This window comes from Reticulibacter mediterranei, from assembly GCF_016587455.1.
Genome location: NZ_BNJK01000001.1, coordinates 2,353,970 through 2,380,621 on the forward strand (window position 1 = coordinate 2,353,970; position 26,652 = coordinate 2,380,621).

Below are 26,652 nucleotides of genomic sequence, written 5' to 3' on the forward strand. Positions count from 1 at the left end.
ATGTACCTATCATCTTATCGCATATCTTCTCTTAAAAGTAATACGTCGCACAACCAACTTGGAGGCCTGAGCCGACGCTGATCAGCAGAGCAATATCACCGTGCTGCACCAGATGGTGCTCACGTGCATATTGCAGAGCGTATGGCAGCGAGGAGGTGAGCAGATTGTGCTGGCTCTGCACATCGACAAACTTCTCGCGTTCCACGTGCATAGCAGCGCTCAGAGCATCGATGAAACCGGTCGATATCTGCGGCGGCAGCACAACCTTGATCTGCGACAGGTCCAGCTCCTCGATAGCGAGCAGTTCGCCCACCGTCTCCTGAATACACTGGAGATAGTACTCCTCCAGGCGCGGATCTTGCACATAGCGCATCGTCATCCGACCGTTGCGCAGTTCGCTGTGAGCATCGAACGCCTCGATATAGTCCGTAAAGTATTTGAAGACAAAGTTGCCAAAGCCCGTTGTGCCATCAGGACTCTTATCGAGGATCAGGGCCGAGCCGGTCTCCTCAACGCCAAGCAATTCGGATGGGTAGATCTCGCGATTGTTCTCAATCTCCGCTGCCAGCACCAGCGCATTGTTCGCCCGCTCGCCACGAATCATGCCGATAGCGGCGTAGCAGGCGTTGAGGAAGCCAACCGCGCCGTTAAAGACATCCAGGGCAAAGGTTTTTTTCTCCTCTGGCGTCTCGATAGCATCGTTGATCTTGAGATCCCCTTCAAGGATCGATGCGATGGCTGGTTCGCACGTCAATTCGTCGCGATACACACCAGCATAGAGGACAAGATCGATGTCGTTGCGCTCATACGACGAAGCTGCCAGACAGTTCTCGCCAGCTACGCGCCCAAGTTCAAAGACCTCTTTCTTTACCTCCGCACCCAGCGGCACGGTGCCGATGCTCTCAACGCGAATACGTTGTGTTGCAGGCAGCAACGGTCGCACATGCGGCTCGGATGAGACAACCTTTTCCGGCACATACTCGCCTGCCTCAATGCGACGAATGCGATCTGGCAGATCATCAAAGGTGTAGATGGCCGAGCCAATAGTCGCTCCTGAGCCAGTGATACCCAACACGACGTTATCGCCCGATTGAATGCGATTGGAATGAATGTGATCCATAATCGCGACCATCTGCGTTGTCGTCGCCGTATTGCCGCGCTCGGCGATATTGTTGATGACGTTTTCCTGCGTGCAGACCTCTTTGCCAAAGTAGCTGTTGATCTCGCGGGCAGCGTCACGAATAGTGGTACTCGATGTCTGGTGAATGATGATGTGCTGAAAGGCATCGTGAGACCAGCCAGAGCGAGCAATCACCTGAGCGGCGTGCGCAACCGCGTATTTCATATTGACCGCCGAGACGCGCACCGCATCGGTATACATGATGCCGCCCCCATGTGGTTGATCTGTCGCTTTTCCGATACAGTCGCGGCTATAGCTACCAAGCGTAAACAGCTCGAAGTCATGGAAGCCAACCCGCGTATCCGGCGTGCGTTCCAGAATAACGGCGGCTCCGGCATCGCCAACAGTCAGACAGGCCAAGCGAGAGTCCATAAAGCCTTCCAGCTCTTTCTGGGCCGTCAGCGCGATATGGGAGATGTACTCGCCGCTCACCGCTATACCGCGCCGAATCAGGCCGGCTTTGAGGAAGGCATCGATGATCTCCATCGCCGTAAACAGACCGGTACAGGCGTTATCGACATCGAAGACAATGGCGTTCGTGAAGCCGAAGTAGCGCTGCAACTGAATAGCGTTGCTTGGCTCAAACGAGATAGAGATGTTCGGACGATTATAGCGCGAGATATTGCCGCAAATGAGCATGTCGATATCTTCAGGATTGTATTTCGACTTCTCAAGACAATCAGCAATAGCTTTTTTCGCCAAATCAATAGAAAACTCGGTCTCGCCAGCCATACGTCTGCTCTTAATACCGCTCAGTCTGGCCAGTGGAAAGCGAATCGGCTTAACACAACCCTGAAGCAATTCATCGGTCGTGACAACCTTTGGCGGCAGATAGACGCCCAGGCTCTCGATAATGGTATTCTGATCTGGCTGAATCGTAGGTTCCACAGTTTTTGTTGGAGCAACCTGCACTGGTGCTTCAGGAGCAGTCTCGCTACCAGTTGTTACGTTGGCAGGCTCAGATGGAGCTGCATTGCCATCATCAATAGCGGCTGCCAATTCCTCAATCGTCTGGAACTCGAAGAGCGATTCCAGCGCGACCTGCAAGCCCGCCTCACCAGCTTTTGCGATAATATCGAGGCTTTGAATAGACGCGCCGCCCAGATCAAAGTAGTTATCGCGAATACCTATCTTCTCCAGGCCCAACACTTCGGACCAGATGCGTGTCAGTTTCTCTTCCGTTGGTGTGCGCGGTGCCAGATACGCCTCTTCCAGCTCAGGGCGCGACATGTCAGGTGTCGGCAGCGCTTTGCGGTTGACCTTGCCATTTGGCAGGAGTGGCATCGCATCCAGGAAGATGAAGGCAGCCGGAACCATATAGAAGGGCAGCTTATCCTTCAGGAAGCCTCGTAACTCTTCAATTGAAAGACCAGCCTCGTGCGGCGCAAGAACTACGGGCGCGTCCCCATCCTTTGAGACGGCTGTGGCCTGAGTGGGCACCAGATAGGCAATCAGGCGCTTATTGCCGGGCGTATCCTCGCGCGCCACCACTACGACCTCTTTCACGGCTGCATGCTGGCTCAAAACCGCCTCGATCTCACCTAGCTCGATGCGGAAGCCGCGAATCTTGACCTGATAGTCGATACGTCCCAGAAACTCGACGGCCCCATCGACACGATAGCGCACCAGATCGCCGGTTTTAAAGAGCCGCGCACCCTCTTTCTGGCTGAACGGATCACGAATAAACTTCTCCGCCGTCAGTTCAGGGCGGTTATGATAACCGCGCGCTACACCGATCCCGCCAATATACAGTTCGCCAGGAATGCCAACAGCGACTGGCTGCATCGCCTCGTCGAGAATATAGATCTGCGTGTTGGCGATGGGACGCCCGATAGGAACTACCAGATCGCGGCTCTCACGCTGACAGGCCCAGTACGTCACGTCGATAGCGGCCTCTGTTGGCCCATAGAGATTATGCAGTTCCGCATCGAGCAGCGCAAAGAAACGTTCTTGAAGGTCGAATGGGAGCGCCTCGCCGCTACAAATGACGCGCTTCAAACTATTACAGCGCTCTATATGCGGCTCCTGTAAGAACGCATGGAGCATGGAGGGAACGAAGTGTATGGTTGTAACGCGTTGTTCGGCAATCAGCGAGGCCAGATACGCCGGATCTTGTTGGCCGCCCGGACGCGCCACCACCAGACAGGCTCCCGTCAGCAACGGCCAGAAGAACTCCCAGCCCGACACATCAAAGCTAAAGGGCGTCTTCTGCATGACGCGATCCGCACCCGTGAGTTGATACTCCTGCTGCATCCAGTAAAGACGATTGACGAGGCCGCGATGGTTGTTCATCACGCCCTTCGGCTTGCCCGTTGAACCAGAGGTATAGATCATGTACATCAGGTGATCGGGCTGCACCGCGCTTGCTGAATTGGCGAGCTGCTCGGTGCTGGCAGCGCCCCAATTCGCATCGAGGCGCAAGAGATGGGCATCGATACGCGGCAACTGCTCTGCGATGGTCGATTGGGTCAGCAACACAGGCACGCTCGAATCCTCGATCATATACACGAGGCGCTCCTGCGGATAAGCAGGATCAAGCGGCACATATGCGCCACCAGCCTTGAGGATGCCCAGCAGCGCCACGACCATCTCAAGCGAACGCTCCATGCAAACGCCGACCAGCACATCCGGTCCCACGCCAAGCTCTTGCAGGTCTCGTGCCAGAAGATTTGCGCGTCGATTCAACTCACTATATGAAAGCGCTGTGCCCTCAAAAGTGACGGCCTCCGCGTCCGGCGTCCTCTCGACCTGCTCCTCAATCAATTGATGAATGGTGGCCTGCTCAGGATAGGCACGCTCTGTCCGGTTCCATTCGACAAGGATCTGCTGACGCTCGCCCTCGCTGAGGAGCGACAGGTTCAGGATTGGTTGATCGGGTTGCGCCACCGCTCCTTCTAGCAGCGTGACAAAATGCTGTTCCATACGCGCAATCGTCGCGGCATCAAACAGATCGACGTTGTAGCGGAAATCGGCTGAGAGTGAACCGTCTACCTCAAAGATTGTGAGGGTGATATCAAACGGCGCTCCCTGTTGACCCATCAAATACGGTTCCAGCTTGAGTTGCTGTGTCAACTGCGTCGGGATGCCGGGCAGGGCAAGCGTCTGCTCGTTGCGAGAGCGCGGCTTGTCCCAGATAAAGAGCGATTGAAAGAGCGGCGAATAGCTGGGATCGCGCTTTGGCTGTAAGCGCTCAACCAGCAGCGCAAAGGGAAAATCCTGATGATCCAGCGCCCCAACAACGGTCTGCCGCACGCGACTCAACAGCGTTCTGAACGTTGGATTACCAGCAAGATCGGTACGCAACACAGTTGGATTGACGAGGTAGCCAACGATCCTTTCCAGATCGGCCCGGCTGCGGCCCAGCATCGGTGTGCCCACCAGAATATCTTCTTGATGCGTGTAACGATAGAGCAGCGTCTTAAAAGCTGCCAGCACGATCATATAGAGCGTGACCTTCTCGGTGCTCGCCAGCGCACGAAGTTGCTTCGTCAGGGTATCGCTGAGTGGGAAACTGTGTGAGGCACCGCCATAGGTCTGTACAGGAGGGCGCGGCCTATCGGTAGGCAGGCTTAACATCGGCAGATCACCGGCCAGTTTCTCTTGCCAGTAGGCCCAGTGCTGCTCTCCTTCGCGTCCCGCCAGCATCTCCCCTTGCCACTTCACATATTCGGTAAAGGGCGGTCCTGGTGGTGGCAATGGAGCCTGCGTTCCTGCTCGCTCTGCTGCGTACAGCAGATACAACTCATCCATCAGAATGTCCAGCGACCAGAAATCCAGCGCGATATGATGCACGGTCAGTACAAGAATCGCTTCTTGTGCAGAGCGCTGGAACAGCTGGATGCGCAGAATCGGGCCTTTTTCCAGATCAAAGGGACGATTTCCTTCTTTATAGAGCCGCTGATCCAGTTCTTCTTTGCTCCAGGTGGAGGCATCGATCACTTCGGCCCACACCTCCTGGTCTGGATGGAAGCGCTGAACCGGCTCCCCATCCTGCATGGTATAGGTTGCCGTCAGAATAGAGTAGCGCCGCACGAGCGCTTGCAAGGATCGCTGCAAAGTCGGGATATCGAGAGCGGAACTGACGCGAGCCGAATACAGGAGATTGTATGCCGCGCTGTTGGGTGCCAGTCGGTAGAGAAACCACAACGCCCGCTGCCCCTGAGAGAGCGCTCCCCATTGTTTTACCTCGCCTGTCTTCCCGTTGGGTGGCGATACATCCACGCCATGAGAAGATGTATGAGCGCCGTTACCCGCTGGAGGCTGGGCGTTTTTCGCCTTCTCCCTGAGTAAACGTGCAAGCAAGGCTCTCTTCTCATCAGGAGAGAGATGCGCGAAATTCTTTGAGGCTTCGTTCATTGATATTATTCCTCTTCCTGTACGATCTGGCTAAGCAAGCTGTCTATATGCTCATCCGATAGCTGATCCAGTTGCCCTAGCAATCGTGCGGCCTCCTGTGAATCGATACCGCCAGACTTCCCCACAGCCTGTCCGCCATCGCCCACAATCTCCTTGCCATTGCCACTATGCTGATGTTCCTCTTGCATTATTTGTCCGAGGAGCGCGTTGACCTCCTCATCCGTAAGTTCATCAACCTGAGTCAATAACTGTTCGGCTTTTTCGCGGCTGATCAGCGCAACGCCGCCATCATGCTGTCGGCTCTGCACGCTCACAGGAGCCTCACTGGTCGCCGGAACAGGTGCCGCTGTTGCCACTATCTGCTCAAGCACCTGCCCGGCAAACTGAGCGATGCTTGGCCCTTGCAAAAACGTCACAATCGGAATGCGTACTTTTAAATCAAGCTCTATGCGGTTCTTCAACTCAATCGCCATCAGCGAATCGAGGCCCAGCGTCGTCAAAGGCTGCTCGATATCGAGCCGCGAGGCAGGAACGCGCAATACATTTCCCACCTGCTCACAGAGATATGTCTCCAATAACGACAGGCGCGATGAGGTCTCCGCTGCCAGGATTTCGGGAACGATGGCGCTTCCCGCGTGAGTTGTTACAGTTGCCTGCACATTATCGCTGCCAGACACAGCGACCAGATGACTCACCAGCGGCAGATGGGCAATCTGCGGGAAGAACTCCTGCAACAGATGCCAATCAAGCTTGATGACGCCGATCTGCGCGATCTGTTGTGGAATCAGAAGATTGAGCGCCGCCAGCACATGGCGCGGGGTAATGCGCTGAATGCCATGCGATTCCCAATACTCGTGAACGCGCTGCCCTTCAGGTGTCCCGCCAAAGCCGATCTCCGAGATAGCTCCCCAGTCGATACTGATCGCTGGCACGCCCTGCGCTCGCTGATAGTGTGCCAGCGCATCGAGAAATGCACCGGCTGCGGCATAGTTGCCCTGAGCTGCTGAGCCAAAGAGCGAGGCACCCGACGAGAAGGAGACAAAGAAGTCGAGCTTGCTCTTATCCAGCAGTTTGTGCAGCAACCAGCTTCCCACAACCTTTGGGCGGAATACCTCTTCCAGCGCTGTCGCATCCAGGTTCGCCAGAGGACGCACCAGCGATTGTCTCTGCGCATCCTGCCAGACAGAGGCGGCATGCATCACCCCACGAATCGGAGGATGACCCTGGCGAGCAAAGTTCTGGATGAAGGCCCGCAAGTCACGCTCATCAGTGACATCGACAGTGGCACAATAGACCTGAATACCCGTTCGTTCCAGTTCGCGTATCCCAGCGATCAGGCGAGCCAGACGACTTCCCGACTCGACGCGATCCCACTCGCTACGTGGCGGCACCTCTGTACGCCCCATCAGCACAAGATGGCGAGCGCCCTTTTGTCCCAGCCAGCGCGCGATCTCGAAACCAAGTCCCCAGAAGCCTCCTGTGATGAGATAGCTGGCGTCCGGGCGAAGCGTCACATGTTGCTGGGTCCAGTTCTGGCTACGAACCATCCGGGCGACGTAGCGCTCACCCTGACGGAATGCCACCTGATCTTCGCCGCTCTGATCGGCAACCACGCTGAGCAATTGCGCAGCCGAGTCATCGACGGCTGCCTTTGGATCGAGATCAACCAGCCCGCCCCATAGTTCGGGATGCTCCATTGCGCTGGTTCGGCCCAGCCCCCAGAGAGGAGATTGCACGACCGCTAGCGACGCAGCATCCTCGCTAACAGCCTGAGCGCCCTGGCTCACTAACCAGACGCGTGGCGGCTCAGCAGTATTAGCATGATGAATAACCGCCTGCAACGTCGATAGCGCGCTGCCTGTGCTTAACTCCTGATCTTCCACCAGCGACGCGGCTCCGGTCTGCTCAACGGGCGTCGTATCAAGGCTCCATAAATGCACGACTCCGCGCAATGGCGTCCTATCAGCCTCCTGTACTAGTTTGACGACGCGCTGAAGATCTTCCGGGCGAGCCGGGTTAACCTGATATTGTCTGTTCCCCAAAACCTGGAAGTTCTTCCCCGATACCACTTCAAAGCAGCTCGCGCCCTGGTTCATCAATATTTCTGCCAGCCGATAACCAACCCCGGCGTTATCCATAAAGAGCAGCCATTTGCCCACACGCTCCCGTGAGAGGCGCTGCGATGCTTCAATTGTTGCTGGCTCCCAACGCAGTTCATACAGCCAATCGGCCAACTCTTTTGACTGTTCCACACTCTGTTTCGTGGATGTAGTAGCACCAGCCGGGACAGAGCGCTGAAGCTGCATCCCCTCCACTTCAATCAACACCTGCCCATGTTCGTCCAGAATACGCACATCACCCTCGAACAGATCATCAGCCTGCTTCGTTTTCAGCAGCGCGTGACTCCATACTTGCTTGCCGGGTCGCTGATGAAGCTGGAAGCTCCCTAATCCTGTTGGCAAATACAAGGCTCCATCATCTGCAAATAGAGCGTCTGGCAATGCCGCAATTAAAACTTGAAGGCTGGCATCCAGCAAGGTTGGATGAATCTGATAGAGGTCGGCGTCCTGCTCAAAAACAGCAGGGATGCGTACTCTACCCAGCGCCTCACCATCGCGTCGCCACAACCGTTCAATCCCCTGAAAACTGTCTGCAAGCTGAATGCCTCGCTCGGATAAGCGATCATAAAAGGCTGGCACCGCAACCTCTTCTCGACACCGCTGCTGCACAGCTTCCAACGTATCGTTCTGCTGGTCTTCAACGGGCTGCTGTGCGCCATTTCCGTTGGTCGGCTTCGTCGCTGGATCTGTCTGCTCATGCATCACAACCCAGGGCGATACAGGCTGCTTCCCCACTAATTCTGCCTCGCTCCGCTGCCTCAATTGATCGAGATAGACCATGCTATTCAAGGCCACATCCACGTCTAGCCCGAAATCAAGCTGACAGGCGACCTCGTTCACACCGGCCTCTTGCAGTTGCGCCACCAGATTTAAACAGCTCTCCGGCGTTCCAAAGAGGACGCGTTGCGCCGAAATCAAACGATCCAGCACAAATTCCAGATATTCGTTGAAATCCTGTTCGGACAACGAGGCAAGATCAACCTTCTGTCCACGACTATAAGCAATCGCTCCAAAGAGATGCGAGGCTCCCTTCAGATAGTTGACAAAAGGCTCATGCACCTGCTCGCGAACAGTTTGCAGGTCCGCACCAATGAAGGTGTGCAGCATGACCGAAACCTGGCCCGTTGCTGGATCATAGCCATGCTTCGCCCTGGCATCGCGGTAAATACGAATCTTCTCTGCCAGTTCCTCGACGCTCTGATTGTACATGTGCGTGAGCAGATTGGCCCCGATCTCACCGGCTCCGGCAAACGTTTTGGGGTTGCCAGCTGCCGTCACCCAGATAGGTAATTCCGACTGAATCGGCCTGGGATAAACATGCAGTTCAACCTGCTTGCCGTCGCCTCCTGTCGCCTGAACCGTCTCTCCGCGCCAGATCTTCCGCACCGTCTCGATCCCCTGATACATAATTTCGTTGCGGTTAGCATAATTGTCAGGGGCCAGGGCAAAGTCGTTGGGGTGCCAGCCGGAAGCAAAGGAGAGTCCAACACGCCCGCCCGACAGATTATCCACCATCGCCCACTCTTCAGCGACACGAATTGGATTATGCAATGGCAACACAACGCTTCCCGCTCGCAGGCCAATCTGTTTCGTTTCACGCGCAATAGCCGCTTGAAGGACCGCCGGGTTGGGATAGAGCCAGCCCTCCTTCGTAAAGTGGCGCTCAGGAATCCAGATTGAAGAAAAATCATGCTGATCTGCGAACTTCGCGCTCTCCATCACCAGACGATACTTGTCTCCACTTTGAGGAGCCTCACTACTCGCAAAGAAAATCAGGCCGAACGTAATCCTTCTGTCATTCTTGTGTATTTCATATAATGAGTTCGATGTCACGATATCCTCCAGAAGAACATCCTTGCCGCCTGCAAAAATGAAGAAACGCAAGCGGCAAAAGAGTCTCTACTTCCCTAGCTATGACGGACCTTCCCGCTGGCATGCAGCGACCAGAGATTGCGAGGTTGATCCGGCACACCCACAGAATGACTGTAGACATGGAATGATACATGCTCATTCGCATCAGAGGAAAAAACGACCTGGACCTTTTGAGGCCCACGTTCTGGCAGGAGAAGGAGCTTCTTCAGTTCAATCTCTGTTAGCCTGTGCGCCCCCGGTCCAAAGACTTCCACAGTAGCGGCTTGAGCCATCTCGATATAGAGCGAGACCGGCACCGCCATAGCTCCTTGAATGCGATGATCGTTCAGGTAGGGAAGACGTTGCTTGTCCAGTGCGGTTTCCCACACGTGGACATTGGACGGGACCACAAGCTCAACATGTGAAGCCAGCAAAGGATGTCTCTGCGTCCCCTGCGCAATCTCGGTGCTGGTTTCCCGGGATACACCGTTGTTACTCTCACTTGCGACCTCGGTGGGGGTTGTCTCCACGTTGGTCTCAAACCAACAATACTCGCGCTCAAAAGGATACGTTGGCAACGCTACACGATGACGCACATAATCGCTATCAAATCCGGCCCAGTCCACTTTTACCCCTCGGACATACAACGCCGCCACGCTCTCCAGCAACACCTGCCAGTTATCTTGATCTTGCCGCAGAGATGGGAGCCAGGTATATGAGGCATCAGGCAAACAACGCCTCCCCATATTCGACAGCACCGCCTGTGGCCCAATCTCGATAAACAGATCATACCCCAGTGCCGCCAACGACTGCATCCCGGCAGCAAACTGCACAGCACCTCGCGTATGTTGACGCCAGTAGGTTGCGTTGAGCGTCTCCCCTGCCTCCACTACGCGACCGGTCAGATTGCTCACTAGCGGAATGCGCAGAGGAGCATAGTTGATCTGCCGCGCCGTTTGCTCAAAAGCTTCCAACATCGGCTCCATCAATGGCGAGTGGAAGGCGTGCGAAACGACCATCGAATGGGTGATGACCCCATCGGCCTCCAGATGTTGGACAATCGCTTTGACGGCCTCGCTCTTCCCAGAGATCACAGTGTTCTGTGGACCATTCACCGCCGCAAGCGATACCTGCTCGCTGAACCCTCCCAGAGCATTGACGACGCGCGACTGATCGGCGAAGATAACCGCCATCTCGCCACGCTCCGGTAGCTCTTGCATGAGCCGCCCACGCGCTGCGATCAACTTCAACCCATCTTCCAGGCTAAACATACCAGCGACACAGGCCGCGACATACTCGCCCACGCTATGGCCCATCACGATATCAGGCTCGATGCCCCACGAGCGCCACATTTCCGCCAACGCATATTCAAGTGCGAACAAAGCAGGCTGCGTATACGCAGTTTCGTGCAAAGACGAGGTTCCTTCTGGATAAATGATGGATAAGAGCGATTGATCCAGATATTCACGAAGTATCTGATCGCACCTGTCAAGAGCCTGACGGAAGGTTGGCTGCGTCTCGTACAATTGACGAGCCATATCATAATACTGCGATCCCTGCCCAGTAAACAGGAATGCCACACGTGGACGTCCAGTTGCAGCAACACGCCCACTCAGCACACCTTTTGTGGGCTTGCCGGCCACGAATGCCGATAAGCGCTCGTGCAACTGCTCAGCAGAATCGGCCACTACCGCCAATCGATGGGCAAAATGCGAACGTCCGGTATTGGCCGTATAAGCAATATTGGCAATCGAAAGAGCAGGGCTAGATGCCAGCGCCTCTTCGTAGCGACGGGCCAGCGTTTGCAGCGCCGTTTCGCTCTGTGCAGAGAGCGCCAGCACCTGACTCTGCCGTTCCAGTTCGCTTGCCGCTGGCTGCACCTGCGGCGCTTCTTCCAGAACGACGTGAACGTTGGTGCCACCAAAGCCAAAAGCGCTCACTCCGGCCAGGCGACGCCCACTTGTCGGCCAGGGACGCCGCTCTGTTGGGATGCTGAACGTCGTTCCTTCCAGCGAGATATGCTGGTTCAGCTTCTTGAGATGCAGGTGAGGCGGTATCTCGCCATAATACAGACTCAATACAGCCTTGATCAGCCCGGCAATTCCTGCCGCCGCTTCCAGATGTCCAATATTCGTCTTGACAGAACCGATCAGGCAAGACTGATCCGGCCTGCGATTGCGCATCAAGACGGCCTTCAGCGCATCGTACTCGATGGGATCACCAAGCGGCGTGCTGGAACCATGCGTTTCAACATAACTGATCTGATCAGCCGTGACCCCTGCATTACGCAGCGCTTGCTGAATCACCGCCTCCTGCGACGGCCCATTGGGAGCGGTGAGACCGTTGCTGCGTCCATCCTGATTTACAGCCGACCCGCGAATCAGTCCCAGCACCCTATCACCATCGCGCAGAGCAGCTGAGAGGGGCTTCAACACCACCAGTCCGCAACCTTCAGAGCGTACATAGCCATCGGCTGCATCGTCGAAAGTCTTGCAATGTCCATCCTCCGACATCATGCGCGCCTGCGAGAAGGCAATGGTCAATTCAGGCGTCAAAATCAGGTTGACGCCTCCCGCCAGCGCCAGATCACACTCACCGCTACGCAAGCTCTGACAGGCCAGATGCACCGAGAGCAGCGACGACGAACAGGCCGTATCTACCGCCATGCTTGGTCCGCGCAGATCGAAGAGATAGGAGACGCGGTTCGCCACGATGCTATGGGCGTTGCCAGTTCCTGTGTAGGCATCGATAGCCGCTGGATTCTGCCCTCGAAATTGCAGATGTGCATAATCAATGCCACTCACGCCAACAAAGACACCCGTTTGGCTGCCTGCCAGCTTCTCAACGGCAATCCCGGCGTTCTCCAGGGTCTCCCACGCCACCTCTAACAGAAGCCGCTGCTGGGGGTCCATACGCGCGGCCTCACGTGGCGAGATGCCGAAGAAATACGGATCAAACTGATCCACATTCTCGACGAAACCGCCCCAGCGCGTGTTCATCTTGCCGGGCATCGCTCGCTCAGGCTCATAGAACTTCTGCAAATCCCAGCGATTGGCCGGAACCTCGGTAATGCCATCCACCCCATCGCGCAACATCTGCCAGAACGCTTCAGAGTTTGGCGCACCAGGGAAGCGACAACCAACGCCAATCACAGCAATCGGCTCGTTTGCCGCCGTTCGATCTTTCTGCGCTGGCTCCTCGCTACTGTCTTCGTCGGACAGATGACGCGCCAATATATCGATATTGGGATAATCATAGACCAGCGTAGGCGGCAGATCGCGCTCTAACCATTCCTCCAAATCAGAGGAGAGGCTGACGGCTTGCAGAGAGTCCATGCCATAGTGGGCAAACGGCGTCTGCACGTCTACCTCTTGCGGCTTGATCTTCAACGCCTCCGCCACATGCGTTAACAGCCAGGATCGAATATCAGCCGCACTCTTTTTCACAACTGGCGGTTGGGCTGGTTTGATCTCGGCTTGCACATCCGCATCAGCCTTGCTCACTTCCTCAACTGGCGATTCGACCGCCTCGGTGCTCTCCTGGTGCTTCGTAACTTGCAGTGCGGAGAGATCTTGCGGCCACGTACCCACAATTTCCAGGCTCCCTTCAAGAAGAGCCTCTCGTGTGGTACGTCGCTGCACTTTGCCGCTGGAAGTCTTTGGAATGCTGCCAGTTTTGATCAGCACAATCGCATAGGTCTGTAGCTCGTGCAGTTCGGCCACCGCCTGACGAATAGCGCGAAATACCTCGCCGAAATCGTACTTGAGATACTGGCGCTCCACTTCCTGAATGAGCACCAGCTGCTCTTCGCCATCGACATCAATCGAACAGGCAACTCCACAGGCCGGGCGCAAAGCTGGATGAGCCTTCTCAACTGTCAGCTCGATGTCCTGGGGATAATGATTGCTACCACGAATGATGATCAGGTCTTTCAAACGACCAGTAATAAAGAGTTCGCCGTCCAGCATAAAGCCAAGATCGCCGGTACGCAGGAATGGCCCTTCATTGCTCTCAGCCAGATACGCGCGGAAGGTATGCTTGCTCTCCTCGTCGCGTCGCCAATAGCCTTGAGCCACGCTAGGACCAGCAACCCAGATTTCGCCCACGCGCCCCGGAGAACAGAGCAGGCGCGTCTCAGGGTCCACGATCTCCACGCGCTGATCGGCATGGCTGGCTCCGATGCTAACCAGCGTGCGAGTGTCCTTGCTCTCGTCGCCCTCAGCCACCGGCACAGCCTGATTCTGCTCAAGTTCCTTACCCTGGAATGTCTTTACGGTTGGGAAGACGCCCTTTGTGCCAGCCGAAACTACCAGCGTCGCCTCTGCCAGCCCATAACAGGGATAGAAGTAGTTGCGACGGAAACCACAGGAGGCAAAGGCTTCAGAGAAGCGCTCCAACGTCTCCGCACGCACCGGCTCCGCACCATTTGCGACAATCTCCCAATGGCTCAGATCCAGCGTCTTCTTCTGTTTATCCGTCACCTTACGCGCACAAAGGTCATACGCAAAATTTGGAGCGCCGCTGATTGTTGCCTTTGTGCGCGAAATAGCTTGTAACCAGCGAATGGGACGCTGTAAGAAAGAGGCGGGAGACATAATGGTGGACTCGTAGCCAGCATAGAGCGGCTGAAGCACACCACCAATCAAGCCCAGATCATGGTAGAGCGGCAACCATGTTACTCCATGTGCGTCTTCGGGATGCAGGCAATAGCGCTCCACAAGCGAAGAGTTATGTAAGAGGTTACCGTGATTGACCATCACGCCTTTAGGCAGCCCGGTCGAACCGGAGGTATACTGGAAAAAGGCCAGTGTGTCAGCATGTACCGTCGGAACCTGCCATTCCTCAGCCAGGTTGGTCGGTAATGTATCTGTCACGACGACAGGGGTAGCCTGTAATTCAGGCGAGAGCGCTAGAAGGCTATCAACGCGGGAAGCAAGAGATGAAGTGGTCAGAATAACCGCAGGTTGAGCATCGTTGGCAATCGCGCGAAACTTGGCTAACGTTCGGTCTGATCGTGCAGCAGAAGGAGGATAGACAGGGACGGCAATAATTCCACTATATAAGCAGCCAAAAAATGCAGCAATAAATTCGAGTCCAGAAGGATAGACCAGCAGAGCACGTTCCCCGCTTTGTATCTCCCTCTGAAGCGAAGCACCGATCATACGGGCCTGAAGGTCCAGATCCGCATACGTCAGGCGATCCCTCTCTATTTCTCCATCAGACAAGAAGGTATAGGCTCTCTGTTCCGGCTGCTGAGTTACTCTCCAGCGAAGAAGATCAACCCAGGAGGAAAGCGCGGAAGAGGAGGCCGAAATACGTTTACTCAAGGTCAAATGCGTCCTGGTAAAGAGGCGATAAAGCCTCCTTGCTACTATACTTAGGAACTAGAGTGGGGTAGCACATTTAATGTTCGGCTTGATTATACATTCGATATTTTGACGTGTCAACCGCAATGTGTGTTCCCCGCTTACAGATTATATATATTATATCTCCCACTACACCTCAGCCGAAAGTACAGGCAATGGTCAATATACTTCACCCTGTACCAATTTTGACGAGATGGTCATCAATCAGATACACGCCATAGCATCCATTATGACCCCCCTCCTATCCCTCTATCGGTATGATCCGCCTGGCGCTTCAATCCGTAAATAAAAGAAAGACATTTGATGGTATTCTATCATTAGAATATACAGTTGATTATTACTTCTATGAGGGGTAAAAGGAGAAAGAAACATGGCAACATCGTTCCACTTTGAGCCAGAGAGAGTCGCCTATTTTGAAGCAGCCGGGTGGCGTGCATATTATGATCGCCGCTGGTTCGCTATGTTACGCCTGATCGTCGAGTTGTGCCAGGAGCAGTTCCGTATCCCTTTTCCCCAATCGCTGCTCGCCGCCTACTATTCCATTCGCGCCGCCATTGCTTGGATGCCCAAACAACATAACGAGCAGAAAGTACAGCGCTACCTGGAGGAGTTCTATCGCATTGCACGACGCTATTCGCATCTCCCGTTCTCTCCGGCAAAAGTGGCAGGACTGGAACTGCGCTACTTTGAAGTGCATCGGCGGCTGGTGGGTGCCGCCGACAAGAGCGAATTTGTGGAGGCGCTGGTCCATCTCCACAGCGCGCTCTTCGATCTGACGCCAGAACAGGTACACGAATCGGCCCGTTTGCGCGTGCTGGCCGCTGATACCGTAGATCGCATTACCAGCGGCCAATCCACGAATCGCGAGGAAGATTGGCGACAATTAGAGGTGTATCTCCGCCAATGCTACCAATCGATTCATCAAGCGCTTTCGCAATAACTCAAACATCGCTGAATGTAAGGGTGAGGTCAAGCGTATCTCTATTCATCGTTCAATTTATCCTTCTTAAAGATTCTGCCCAACGATACGCTGCACCTTGACATATAGGACCACGCGTGGATCGCCGGGGTTGCGCCAGGGCGTTCCATAGTGTTCTGCTAGCGTATTGAAAAAGGTCGCATCAGCATCTTCTTCAATCCGTTCAACCACGCCACGAAACTCGGCATAGGTATAGGGCGCTTCAAGGTCCGTAATCGAAATCGAGACGCGCGGGTCGCGCTGGATATTTCGATATTTTTTGCGGTCGGTGGCGTGAGTGAATTTGATATATTCTCCATCCCATAAGAACCACATGGGAGACGATTGCGGCTCTCCATTAGGGCCAATTGTCGCAAGATGGGCAAATGTCTTTGATTGTAAGATCTTCTGAACTTTCGGATTATTCAAATCGGCCATCACAAAAATCCTCTTTTCTCTGCTATCTAAAATGGATGAACTTCGTTATCTCATCTTTCTGTGATAGAATTATGCAATCACTTTCCATCTGGAACCAGAACTGAAAATATCCTGGCATAAAAAGTGCCAGGATACCCCAGGAAGATTTTGCTGTGATGAACGATCAGGAACGACGCCAGGAGCTGGCACATTTCTTACGAACACGACGAGAGCGGCTCTCGCCAGAAGCGGTGGGACTGCCAACGGGAGGACGCCGCCGCACGCCAGGGCTGCGCAGAGAGGAACTGGCATTTGTAGCAGGGATCGGGGTAACATGGTATACGAGACTGGAGCAGGGGCGCGATATCACTGTTTCTCCACAAATTCTGGAAAGCCTGGCAAAAGTATTCGACCTGAACGCTGCCGAACGCAATCATCTCTTTGTGCTGGCACGCGAACAGGTGCCAGCCGACCCTCATCCTCTCACGGATATTATCAGCCCCGCGCTTCAGCGCATTCTGGACACGATGGGCGTTTATCCGGCCTATATAGCGAATCCGAGCTGGGATATTGTCGCCTGGAATCAGGCTATGTGCCGCGTCTACACAGATTTTAGCATACTTCCCATCCACGAACGCAATATTCTCAGATTCATGTTCACCAATCCCAAACAGCGCTCTTTGCTGGTTGATTGGGAAAAAGAGGCGCAAGGTCTGCTCGCCGTGTTTCGCGCCAGCACCGAGCGCTATGTCGGAGAGTCATGGTTCAAAGCGCTGGTGGCCGATCTTCAGCAAAGCAGTCCCGAATTCCAGGCATGGTGGCCGCGCCATGATATTCAAGCAGCTCACGCCAGTTCCAAAGAACTGAACCATCCCCTCGTGGGAAAATTAGCACTGCAATCAAGCTCGTTCCAGGTCATGGATGCACCTGATTTACGTATGGTAATTTACACCGCTTTACCAGAGGCAAATACAGAGCAAAAGCTGGCTCAACTGGCTAAAGCGCGAGAGGTTCAGTTCGCAGGCTAGAGTCTTTTCGTTAGATACAATAAATAAAATGCTATAAAACTGCACTTGTGTGGCTTTATAGCATTTTATTTTCTTAGCTCGCTTGTCTTTTATTCTTCTTTTTTGCTACGCCCCAGATATGGCCGCTCACCGGGCTTTGGTTCCAGCGCGGGTCGCTCTTCGATCATCTTGAGCGCTTCGGCAATGGCGCGGTCCAGTTGAGGATCAATATTGTTGGCGTAATCCTGCGGCGCAACATCGACCTCGATATCGGGATCGGTGCCATAGTTCTCGATGTTCCAGCCTACATCTTTGAACCAGAACGAGTATTCCGGTTGCGTGGTGACGGTGCCATCGACCAGCCGGTGACGCGGAGAGATGCCAATGACGCCTCCCCAGGTGCGCTTGCCAATCAGCGGACCCAATCCCAACAACTTAAAACCGTGACTGAAGATGTCACCATCTGAACCTGCCTGCTCGTTGGTCAGTGCCACCATCGGGCCTCGTGGCGACTCCTGAGGATAGGGAGAGGGCAATCCCCAGCGCGGGAAGTCATAGCCGATACGACGGCGCGCCAGCTTCTCCAGTAACAGGCTCGACACATGACCACCACTGTTCCAGCGCACATCGACGAGCAGCGCGGGATAGTCATACTCCGTCAGGTAGCTCCGGTGAAATTCCCCAAAACCTCTGACACCCATATCGGGAATATGCACATACCCCACACGTCCATCAGAGACCGTATGCACATACTGACGCTGGCGCTCCACCCACTCACGATAGCGCGCACGCCACTCGCCTCCTACCGCCTTCACCACAATGGTCCGTATCTCTTGCGTGTCCGCCTTTTCAATCGTCAACTGCACCTCATTACCGCTCTGATTGACCAGCAATTCCTGTGGGGTGCGCTCACGGCTCACGCGCTGCCCGTTGATGGAGAGTACAGCATCCCCAACAGCCACATTGAGTCCTGGCGCGAGCAATGGAGAAGTGGTCTCGTTTTCGGAGGGGTCGCCCTTGACCAGATGGGTAATGCGATAACGATCGTGTTCGGCATCGTAGGACCAGTCCACACCGAGGAAGCCTTGATGATAATGTGGCCGCACGCGATACTCACCGCCCATTTCATAGGCATGAGAGGTTCCCAACTCGCCCTGCACCTCCCAGAAGAGATCGGAGAGTTCCGAGCGAGACGCCACCCGCTCCACCAGCGGCGCATATTGCTTGTAGACCGCATCCCAATCGATACCCGACATATTTTCCACCCAGAACTGCTCTCGTTGCAATCGCCAGGCTTCCGCAAACATCTGCCGCCATTCAGACGGCGGGGAAACCGACACCTTGACGCGTCCCAGATCCACCCAGCCAGTCTCTTTGGTATGCCCGCCATTGTCCGCCTTCGGCTTCTCACCCGCTTTGAGCACACGCAAACGCTCATGCGAGCGATAGGCCAGCGTTTTATAATCGCGCGAGATGGTAAAACTGCTCACTCCGGTCAGCACTTGCTCGCTCTTATAGTTTTCAAAATCATAGGCATCGATAATTCCTCTGGGTTCTGGTCTGCTCCCAGGAGTGCTGTTGGCCGGACTTTCTACCGGAACCGAGAGATAGAGCGCTTTGCCTTTGATGCCTTGAACGCTCAGAAAGCGTCCCTCGCCAACAGGAAATGGCACTACACGTTCGGCGATCCCCTCCAGATCGATCACCACTGGCTTCTTCGCTTCGCCATTCTTTTTCTCGCCGTTCTCCTGAGCCTCACCCTTTTTCTCCTCCTCGCTCCCCTCTTCCTTCTTTGCCTCCTCCCCTTTCTCCTTCTCCTGCTTCTCTTTTTCCTTCTCCTCAGCGGATTTTGGCTCCGGCACAAACGGGGAGCGAGTATCGCGCTGCAACATAATCGCATATGGTTTGGCCCCACGCGGGAAGCCCAACTCAAACTGCAAGTTGTCGTAGGTGGGTTTGAAGATGCGATAGCCCAGGAAGTAGAGGTACTTGCCCTCGGGATCGAATGATGGTTTGACATCATACAAAATCGGCTCGGTGATCTGATGCGTCTGGCCACTCTCGACCTCACAGAGCTTGATCGCCGCTTTGCGCGAAGGCAGACCAAAGCCATAGGCCAACCAGCGTCCATCCGGCGACCAGGACACACCTCTGATCGGTTCGGCCTCGCTACGGTCCAACACCCGAGTTGTAGCGTTCTCCAGATCGACCACGACCAGTTCATTGCGATGATTGGTCAGCGCAACGACATCATCAGTGGGAGAGACATACAAACTTGATACGCGCCCAAATTCAATATCGCTCAATATTTTCGGCTCACCCGCCTCTTCCGGGTCAAAGATGATCAGCGCCTCTTGTCCGGGCGCGTCACAGACCGCGACGTAGCGCTTGCCATCGTTCAACCACTCCAGGAACCGATAGCGCACCCCATCCAGTTCCCCGTGCTGCAAGACGGGTCCCTCCCAGTTGCCCAACGAGAAGGCCTTCCCGCGTGTGGTCAGCGCCAGCTTATGGCCCTGGGGATGCAAGGCATAGGTATCCAGGTAGCGTCGGGCAGACACAAATTTGCGGTTGCGCTGCGTCCGAATGCTTGGCAGTTCTACAGAGAGCTGACGCGTCTCGCCAACCGCCGGATCATAGAGGTAGAGTTCAGCTCCCGCGTGATAGACCAGGCGCTCTCCATCGCTGGCAAGGCTGCGTGCATAAAAATCCTCGTGGTTCGTATGTCGCTGCACGTCTTCCCCCGCCGGAGTACAGGAATAGAGGTTCCCAACCCCTTCATAATCAGAGAGGAAGTAGATGCGCTCGCCCACCCAACAGGGATCAGCCACATTCCCATTGACATGCAGTAACCGCTGAAAGGTGCCGCTCCCCCGCGCATCACACCACAAGTGTCCAACAGTTCCCCCACGATAGCGCTTCCACCGCGCCATATCCCTGATATTGCGGCCAAGCACAATCCCTCCCTGTGGCCCATAGGCAATCGCGTTGGCCTGTCCAAGAGGAAGCTCACGCGGCATGCCTCCGCCCAGAGCAACAGCAGAAATGGTGTAGTAGCGTGGGGAAAATTGATGCGCATTGCTGGCATACAAGACTTCATCGCCCGACTGTGACCAGCCCAGCACACGACAATCACCGGCGTCATAGGTCAAACGGCGGGCAGGCTCGCCATTTGCAGGCATCACATAGACTTCACTTGGCCCCTCTTCTCTTCCCACAAAGGCCAACCATTGTCCATCGGGAGAAAAGCGGGGAGAACTCACCTCACCCACTCCCGCCGTCAGGCGCTCAGCACGCCCTCCCGAAGCCGATACCAGCCAGAGATCATCCTCAGCCACAAACACAATACGATCCTGAAATACATGAGGAAAACGCACATATCCTTGTGATGGCATATTTTCTCCTTTTGATGCAATCACATCTTTTGATACTTCAAGAGAGATGCACTTACTATTCGTAATTAAAGGCTCTTTTTTATGAACGGAAGTCCTGATAGAAATTGGCTATTATGACAGTATAGGCATTATATCACCACCAGAACAAATCGCAGAGGCAACAATAATCATTTCGATAAATGTAGATCCAGGGAGAATGCACTACTAATATGAGGATGTGCGGGACCACCGCGATAAGATGATCCCTATGGAAGGGGAGAAAGGCGAAAAATAGTTAGACTATCCTGGCTGGCTACTTTCCGTATGCCAGTGGAAAAGCTCCTGTTCAATTTGCTGCCAAACCTGTAACTCTGCCTGCACAATGGTTAAATTAAACTGTAACATGACGCGTGCCACACGTTGTTGAAAATCGGAAAAATACTGTATTTGTACCTCACGAGGTGGCACCGGCCAGAGCGCGATTAGCTGTGAATCATAGAAATCTTCGGGATCAAACGCTAGAGCCAGCAGCTCGGCATAACTCTCAACCAGTGCATAACGTGCGGAATGAAAATAATCGGGCTGGGTACTGGAAACAAGCAAACTACCAGCTATTTTGCCACAAAGCATGATAGGAACCGCAACGGCGCTCTCCTCCCAGGCATCCTGATAGCCCGGTGCAGCGTTCACAGCCTCGCTCAGACGTTGATTCATCTCCATGTGCCCGGAACTGACCACATGCCCGGTCAACGATTCCGCTCCCAGCAAGATAGCCTGCTGCGCCAGGTCACGCGGCCAGGGCGACGTTCCCTTGCCCGCACGCACTCGTAAGCTCCGTATCCTCTGATCAAGAGAGGGAGGCATACAGCTCGTCACAATAATCGCTATTCCCAACTGGCTGGGGTCAAGCTGTTCCAACGCCTGCTGTAAAATCAAATTACTCAACGAGGAAAAACGTAGCATCACGGGGAGATATGGCAATGTATGATGAATCTGTCGATAAAACTCTGCCGGGATTGCATCTGCAACCACCTGCGGCTCTTCTTTCGCCCCCACAAGAAACCCCTCAAACTCTTCTTCCAACAGCGGTAACAACAAGCTCCGTTGCTGAGGCAACGCCGCCAGCAAACCACGCAGATTATGCGCTCGCGGCTTCGATTCACCACTGACCCAGCGGAGGAGAGTCACCATGCTGACCCCCAATTCTCTGGCTAAACGTTGGCGCTCCTGGGCATCAGCAATGACCGATCCCAGCAATTCGCGCCATGTTCGCGGCTTTTGCATTGCATTTTAACCCTCATCAATATGGTTTTGCTTAACCTCATCTTTCTATGTAGAATAGCATAACAGTAGTACGAGCATATGTCAATCCTGAAAAGAACCGGAGAGCAGCTTCTATTCTGTATTAAAATATTATTAAGAATAGAAGCTCCACCTTATTAATACTCTTCATTCTATTATAATACAACGTCACAGTGTGGCTCTTCCGGCGTAGAGCCATTTCTATTGATACACACGCACGTAGTCAGTGTCGTTATATTGTGGAAAAAGGCTACTCGCATCGGGCGCACCGGGCCAATCCGAGGCATCTCCAATGGCAGTGCAGATCAACAGATACATGCGCTGATGAGGCACTGCTCGCGTCGTCGTCCCGACATGTTGCCCATCGATGTAGAACGTCAGCGACGAAGCGGTCCAGAGCAGAGAGAAGGTATGAAACCCCTGCGAGTAGTCGGTCCCCTGCAAACTATGCAGATATTGATCGATCTGTTGCTGGTCCTGATGCGTCGTCAGATACACGAGAGCCGGGTCTTTTCCGAGCAGCTCCATCATGTCAATTTCGTTCTGTTCATTCCCCTCTGACAACAGCCAGATGGCAGGCCAGTAGCCTTTGGAGATGGGGAGCCGCGCTCGCACGTCGATACGCCCATACAAAAAAGAAAACTTCTTCTCAGTCGTGACCGCACCGGAAGTGTAGTGCTTGCCGCCAAGATCTCGTTTCTGGCTGAGAATGCGCAATAGCCCGTTCTGTACAGTAATATTGTCTGGCGTATAATACTGCTGCCCGTCATAGAGGCAACACGCCTGATAGCCGCTGCCATTATCTTGCACATTCCATTTGCTGGCATCGAGCGAAGCTTCATCAAATTCCTCATCCCAGAGCAGGTGCATACCAGGATACGTTGAGACGCTGCTCGTAGGGGTGGGCGCGATGCCAGGCGTCGCAGCAGTATCTGTTGAGGTCGCCATTGAACTTGTTTTTACAGTTGGAGTTGGCGTTGGAGTGGATGTAATGCTTATGGCAGGGTTCGCAGTGAGTTCCTTTTCGGGCGTGGATGTCGGCATATTGCTTGCTGGTTTCGCCGGAAGAGTCACACCTGCCCCTGACATCGGCGAAGATAGCGTCGTTGGGCTTCCCTTCACAACATGGGCATCAGAGGGATTGGTATTCTTCATATGTGTCGAAATATTGGCAAAAAAGGCATACGATGTCACAACTATCATGAGTAGCGCTAACGATCCTGCCACATATTTCCACCGCATGAGATGCGGACGGACCTGCTTCATACAACGCTCCTCCTGACAATGCTCGTTTGCTCCCTTGCCCCACACAAATACATAATGGATTTGTACTTGAACCCCCTGTCGTAACTATACTGTACAGCGGACTGCAAAGCAAGCGCTATAGGACCAGGAAGAGGTTTCCATATAGAGAGGAATGGAAGAGAGGCACACTAAGCCTCTCTTGTTTCATCTAGCAGAAGAGCGAGTTGCTCTATTGTCTCATATAACAACTGGGGCAAAGCCTCAAAAGAATAGGGCATCTGCACACTCTCATCGCGCTGATGTGCTCCTCGACCATGCACGCCCCAGTTGAAAACAGGCGCACCTAGCTTTTGCATTGCCTCTAATGGCAAGCGGTACGAACCAGGGCGAGGCGCTGTTGCAGCATCATCCCAGACCGGCATATTGGCTGTCAGCGCGGTCAAATCGGCATCATCTGCCAGTTGTAAATAGCTCATATCAGAAAGGAGTGGGAAATACTCTCGCTGTATCAATTTTTGTTCAGGATGAGTCGAAATCACCGCTGTAATCGCGTCCTGAAGCAGACCAGGGGTGGCAGCTACATGCGGATAATAGGGAGGAGAATAATAGATCACTACAGTCGGTCCCTGCCTACCACTCAAGGCCCAGAGCCGATGCACCAGATGCAGGCTGCGTTCTCGCTTATCCAGCGTTCCTGGCCAGCGCTCCCACTCATCCGACAAAGCAGCTCGCACACGCTCTTCGCCTAACGCCTGCACCGTCTCGGCATATACTTCTGCATAGGTGAGAATGGATATAGAGCGTGCTTCCTGCATGGCGACCTCCTGCCCGCTCGCCTGTTGCCAACGCCGCTCGGTCGCATCGATACGCTGCAACATCTGCCCCAGCACAGTCTGACAACGCTGACGTAGAGTTTCCAGCAGTTCTCCGGGTTCGGTGGTCAGCGTCAAAATGTTGAGATAGAAATAGGCCATAAACGGAAGCTGCACATCATAATGCGTTTTGAGATCGGTTGCGTGCAACGTAACAGGGGGAGCCGTGACCAGCCCGCCAGCCGCATCACACAGTGCATCGTTCATAGAAAGGTCGCGAATAAGCTCAGCAGCTATTAAGTTGGCATCCAACCCCTGAAAAGGTGTGCCAACATGCGATTCGCGCCCTATACACAGGAAGCTGGGCAATAATTTCCCAACGGTGCCAGCATAAATATAATGATGAGGATCACCCGGATAGAGCGCCGTTGCATAATCGGTATTGATTACGCCAACATAGTTCAACCCATATTGCTCGCCGAGACGCAGCAAAAAGCGAACTCCCTGAAGAACGCCCGCCGATTCATTCTCCTCATCAGGAGTTGCCAGCAACACCACAGAGAACGGCAACGGCTCTTCGCGCGCCTGCATCGCCAGTTGTCGCATTAAAGCGATATTGACCGCAACGCCGCTCTTCATGTCGGCAGCACCACGCCCAAACATCCAGTCGCTAACATCATTGCTCACAGCTTGCTCTGATGCAAGCAGCTGCTCTGCCCGTTTAGCAAGTTCATCAGGGGCGAACGCCCAACGCTCTAACGAACCATAATCTATGGTATCGACGGTATCGATGTGTCCGAGCAACACCAGTGTTACAGGCAGCTTGCCCCGTAGAAATACAAATGCATTTTGTCTCTGATACGGATCATTCTCTATAGGATCAAGGCCAGACGCCGTATAGATGGCGCTCAAGTCATCAGCACAAAGCAGATCCAGTACAGCCTGAGCCACCTGAATCTCGCCCTGGCCGGGGCTGACACTGCGAATCGCCACCAATCGTTCCGTATAATCGCGTACCAGATGAAACCAATTCTTCTTATCCATGCATACGAGCATATCATACTTCTACGTAGGAACAAAGTGGCAGGCAGGCTCGCTTATCAGTGAGAAATGGTCTCCAGAACGCGCCCGGTACTTTTCGGTCCCAGCCAGGCCACATCCACGCACAACACTACAAGAATGATAGCGGTTCCAACAAAAACCGCGACGGGTCCAGACGATTTCAATACAGGTAAGGCCACAAAAGGCAGGACGGCACTGGTCACGCGGCTCAGGCTATAGGCAATCCCAACAGCAGTTCCCCGCATACGGGTGGGAAAGATCTCGGCCTGATAGATGTGAAACGAGTTCGAGAAGATGTTGCTAACAGTGGTTAAAAGAAAACCGGATGCGACGATCAGCGGCACAAACGTTGCAAAGCCAAAGCTCAGGCCAAAGAGGGCAATCAGAATGGCCGAGCCGACAATCAACCACTTGCGCTCGAAACGCTCCACCAGAGGGATTGATAGCAACGAGCCTAATGGATAGCCCAGAAACGAAAGCGCTGCATAGTTGAGGGAGGAGACGACGCTAAAGCCCTTTGAGACCAGCACCACCGGGGCCAGCGAACCAAAGCCATAATAGCCAACAGTTTGTAGAATCTGGAAGATCCAGAGCATCGTTGTACGCCGGGCATAGATACCGCTAAAAATTTCGGCAATCGTCGCCTGCTTTTGTGGCTCAACCACGACCGGTTGCGGCTCTGGCAGCGACTCCAGACGATGCTCTCGCATTACCTGTTGCTCAATCGTAGATAAAGTAGCGTCGGCGGCGACATCGTTGTTGCGGATTTCATGCCAGCGAGGAGATTCGGGCAAATTGCGGCGCAGAAACCAGACAATGAGCGCTCCTAACGCTCCGATGATCAGCAACCAGCGCCAGCCAGATAATGAAAGGATGCTGGTTTGAGCAACAAAATAGCGGCCCACAAATCCCGCCAGCGGCACGCCCAGGAACCCCAACGTATAAGACCAGGCGGTATAGCGACCACGCGCCTGCCTGGGTATCATCTCCCCCAGATAAATATCGGTCAGAGGAGGCTCGGCCCCTAAACCAAATCCGGCCAGGAAACGAAATATCACGATCCAGAGGAAACCGGGAGCAAAGGCAGCAGCGAGAGAAAAGAGCGAATAAATCAGCAAATTGATCATATACATCGCGCGCCGACCGATATAATCCGAAACCACACCCAGGACGACCGCACCCACAAACATACCCATAAAGCCAGAGCTGATAATCAGCGCCGTCTCCAAGGTCGTGAGATGGAACGGTTCCACCAGCACGGCACCCAGCAGGCCGCCGAGGAAGATATCATACAGATCGAAAAAGGTTCCAACACCTAAGACAAAGGCCAGTTTCCGATGAATAGAGGATAAGGGCAGGCGGTCAATACGTGAAGCGACAGTGATTCGACTCTCTGTTGTTGCCATAAGCAGCACCTCCAAACAGGTAGCTAAACAATATAGAGAGGAGACAGCATTCTTTGCTGAAAAACGTTCAACGCAAAATAGATTATATTTGAGGCTCAAGAGAAAGTATAGCATGGATACGCCAATACAATCAAGTTACAGCGTCTCATGTAAACAGCCCTGAAGACAATAGCAGCTCTTTTTTCGCAGAAATACA

At 54.1% G+C, this 26,652-nt stretch carries 11 protein-coding genes; 2 read left to right on the forward strand and 9 right to left on the reverse strand.

The features are described from left to right. Nucleotides 1-31: 31 nt before the first annotated feature. From K3T83_RS10105 to K3T83_RS10115, 3 genes are all read right to left on the reverse strand, one after another. Nucleotides 32-5,536: a non-ribosomal peptide synthetase gene (locus K3T83_RS10105; protein WP_220202846.1), complete on the reverse strand. Its 5,505-nt coding sequence runs from the start codon at nucleotides 5,534-5,536 to the stop codon at nucleotides 32-34. A gap of 5 nt (nucleotides 5,537-5,541) precedes the next feature. Beyond that, nucleotides 5,542-9,489 (reverse strand): type I polyketide synthase, encoded by a 3,948-nt coding sequence (locus K3T83_RS10110; RefSeq protein ID WP_220202847.1) that lies wholly within the window; start codon nucleotides 9,487-9,489, stop codon nucleotides 5,542-5,544. Nucleotides 9,490-9,563: 74 nt separating this feature from the next. Next, nucleotides 9,564-14,834 carry a type I polyketide synthase gene (locus K3T83_RS10115; protein WP_220202848.1) on the reverse strand — a complete coding sequence of 1,757 codons (5,271 nt, stop codon included), beginning with the start codon at nucleotides 14,832-14,834 and terminating at the stop codon, nucleotides 9,564-9,566. A 409-nt stretch (nucleotides 14,835-15,243) separates the two neighbouring features. Between K3T83_RS10115 and K3T83_RS10120 the strand changes: the two genes are divergently transcribed. Further along, on the forward strand, nucleotides 15,244-15,813 hold the full coding sequence (locus K3T83_RS10120) for a hypothetical protein (protein ID WP_220202849.1): 570 nt from the start codon (nucleotides 15,244-15,246) through the stop codon (nucleotides 15,811-15,813). 66 nt (nucleotides 15,814-15,879) lie between these two features. Here the strand turns inward: K3T83_RS10120 and K3T83_RS10125 are convergent, their stop codons facing one another. Continuing rightward, nucleotides 15,880-16,269, reverse strand: coding sequence for a PPOX class F420-dependent oxidoreductase (locus K3T83_RS10125; protein ID WP_220202850.1), 390 nt, complete (start codon nucleotides 16,267-16,269; stop codon nucleotides 15,880-15,882). Between the two features lie 155 nt (nucleotides 16,270-16,424). On the opposite strand from K3T83_RS10125, the gene K3T83_RS10130 reads away from it, so the two are divergent. Next, a complete protein-coding gene (locus K3T83_RS10130) occupies nucleotides 16,425-17,276 on the forward strand; it encodes a helix-turn-helix transcriptional regulator (RefSeq protein ID WP_220202851.1) in 852 nt (283 codons plus the stop codon). 89 nt (nucleotides 17,277-17,365) lie between these two features. Here the strand turns inward: K3T83_RS10130 and K3T83_RS10135 are convergent, their stop codons facing one another. The 5 genes from K3T83_RS10135 to K3T83_RS10155 all read right to left on the reverse strand — a co-directional run bounded on the left by K3T83_RS10135 (nucleotide 17,366) and on the right by K3T83_RS10155 (nucleotide 26,456). Then, nucleotides 17,366-20,650 (reverse strand): S41 family peptidase, encoded by a 3,285-nt coding sequence (locus K3T83_RS10135; RefSeq protein WP_220202852.1) that lies wholly within the window; start codon nucleotides 20,648-20,650, stop codon nucleotides 17,366-17,368. A gap of 279 nt (nucleotides 20,651-20,929) precedes the next feature. Beyond that, nucleotides 20,930-21,913: a hypothetical protein gene (locus K3T83_RS10140; protein WP_220202853.1), complete on the reverse strand. Its 984-nt coding sequence runs from the start codon at nucleotides 21,911-21,913 to the stop codon at nucleotides 20,930-20,932. Between the two features lie 219 nt (nucleotides 21,914-22,132). After that, complete coding sequence (locus K3T83_RS10145) at nucleotides 22,133-23,197, reverse strand: glycoside hydrolase family 16 protein (protein ID WP_220202854.1); 1,065 nt, start codon at nucleotides 23,195-23,197, stop codon at nucleotides 22,133-22,135. A 167-nt stretch (nucleotides 23,198-23,364) separates the two neighbouring features. Then, entirely contained in the window at nucleotides 23,365-25,032 is a 1,668-nt protein-coding gene (locus K3T83_RS10150; protein ID WP_220202855.1) for a M20/M25/M40 family metallo-hydrolase, read from the reverse strand. A gap of 56 nt (nucleotides 25,033-25,088) precedes the next feature. Continuing rightward, a complete protein-coding gene (locus K3T83_RS10155; RefSeq protein ID WP_220202856.1) occupies nucleotides 25,089-26,456 on the reverse strand; it encodes an MFS transporter in 1,368 nt (455 codons plus the stop codon). Nucleotides 26,457-26,652: the final 196 nt, after the last annotated feature.

Excerpts from the sequence above, each read along its gene's own strand:
- K3T83_RS10105 (WP_220202846.1), bottom strand. The coding sequence starts at position 5,536 with ATGAACGAAGCCTCAAAGAATTTCGCGCATCTCTCTCCTGATGAGAAG.
- K3T83_RS10120 (WP_220202849.1), top strand. The coding sequence starts at position 15,244 with ATGGCAACATCGTTCCACTTTGAGCCAGAGAGAGTCGCCTATTTTGAA.
- K3T83_RS10125 (WP_220202850.1), bottom strand. The coding sequence starts at position 16,269 with ATGGCCGATTTGAATAATCCGAAAGTTCAGAAGATCTTACAATCAAAG.
- K3T83_RS10130 (WP_220202851.1), top strand. The coding sequence starts at position 16,425 with ATGAACGATCAGGAACGACGCCAGGAGCTGGCACATTTCTTACGAACA.
- K3T83_RS10135 (WP_220202852.1), bottom strand. The coding sequence starts at position 20,650 with ATGCCATCACAAGGATATGTGCGTTTTCCTCATGTATTTCAGGATCGT.
- K3T83_RS10140 (WP_220202853.1), bottom strand. The coding sequence starts at position 21,913 with ATGCAAAAGCCGCGAACATGGCGCGAATTGCTGGGATCGGTCATTGCT.
- K3T83_RS10145 (WP_220202854.1), bottom strand. The coding sequence starts at position 23,197 with ATGAAGCAGGTCCGTCCGCATCTCATGCGGTGGAAATATGTGGCAGGA.
- K3T83_RS10150 (WP_220202855.1), bottom strand. The coding sequence starts at position 25,032 with ATGGATAAGAAGAATTGGTTTCATCTGGTACGCGATTATACGGAACGA.
- K3T83_RS10155 (WP_220202856.1), bottom strand. The coding sequence starts at position 26,456 with ATGGCAACAACAGAGAGTCGAATCACTGTCGCTTCACGTATTGACCGC.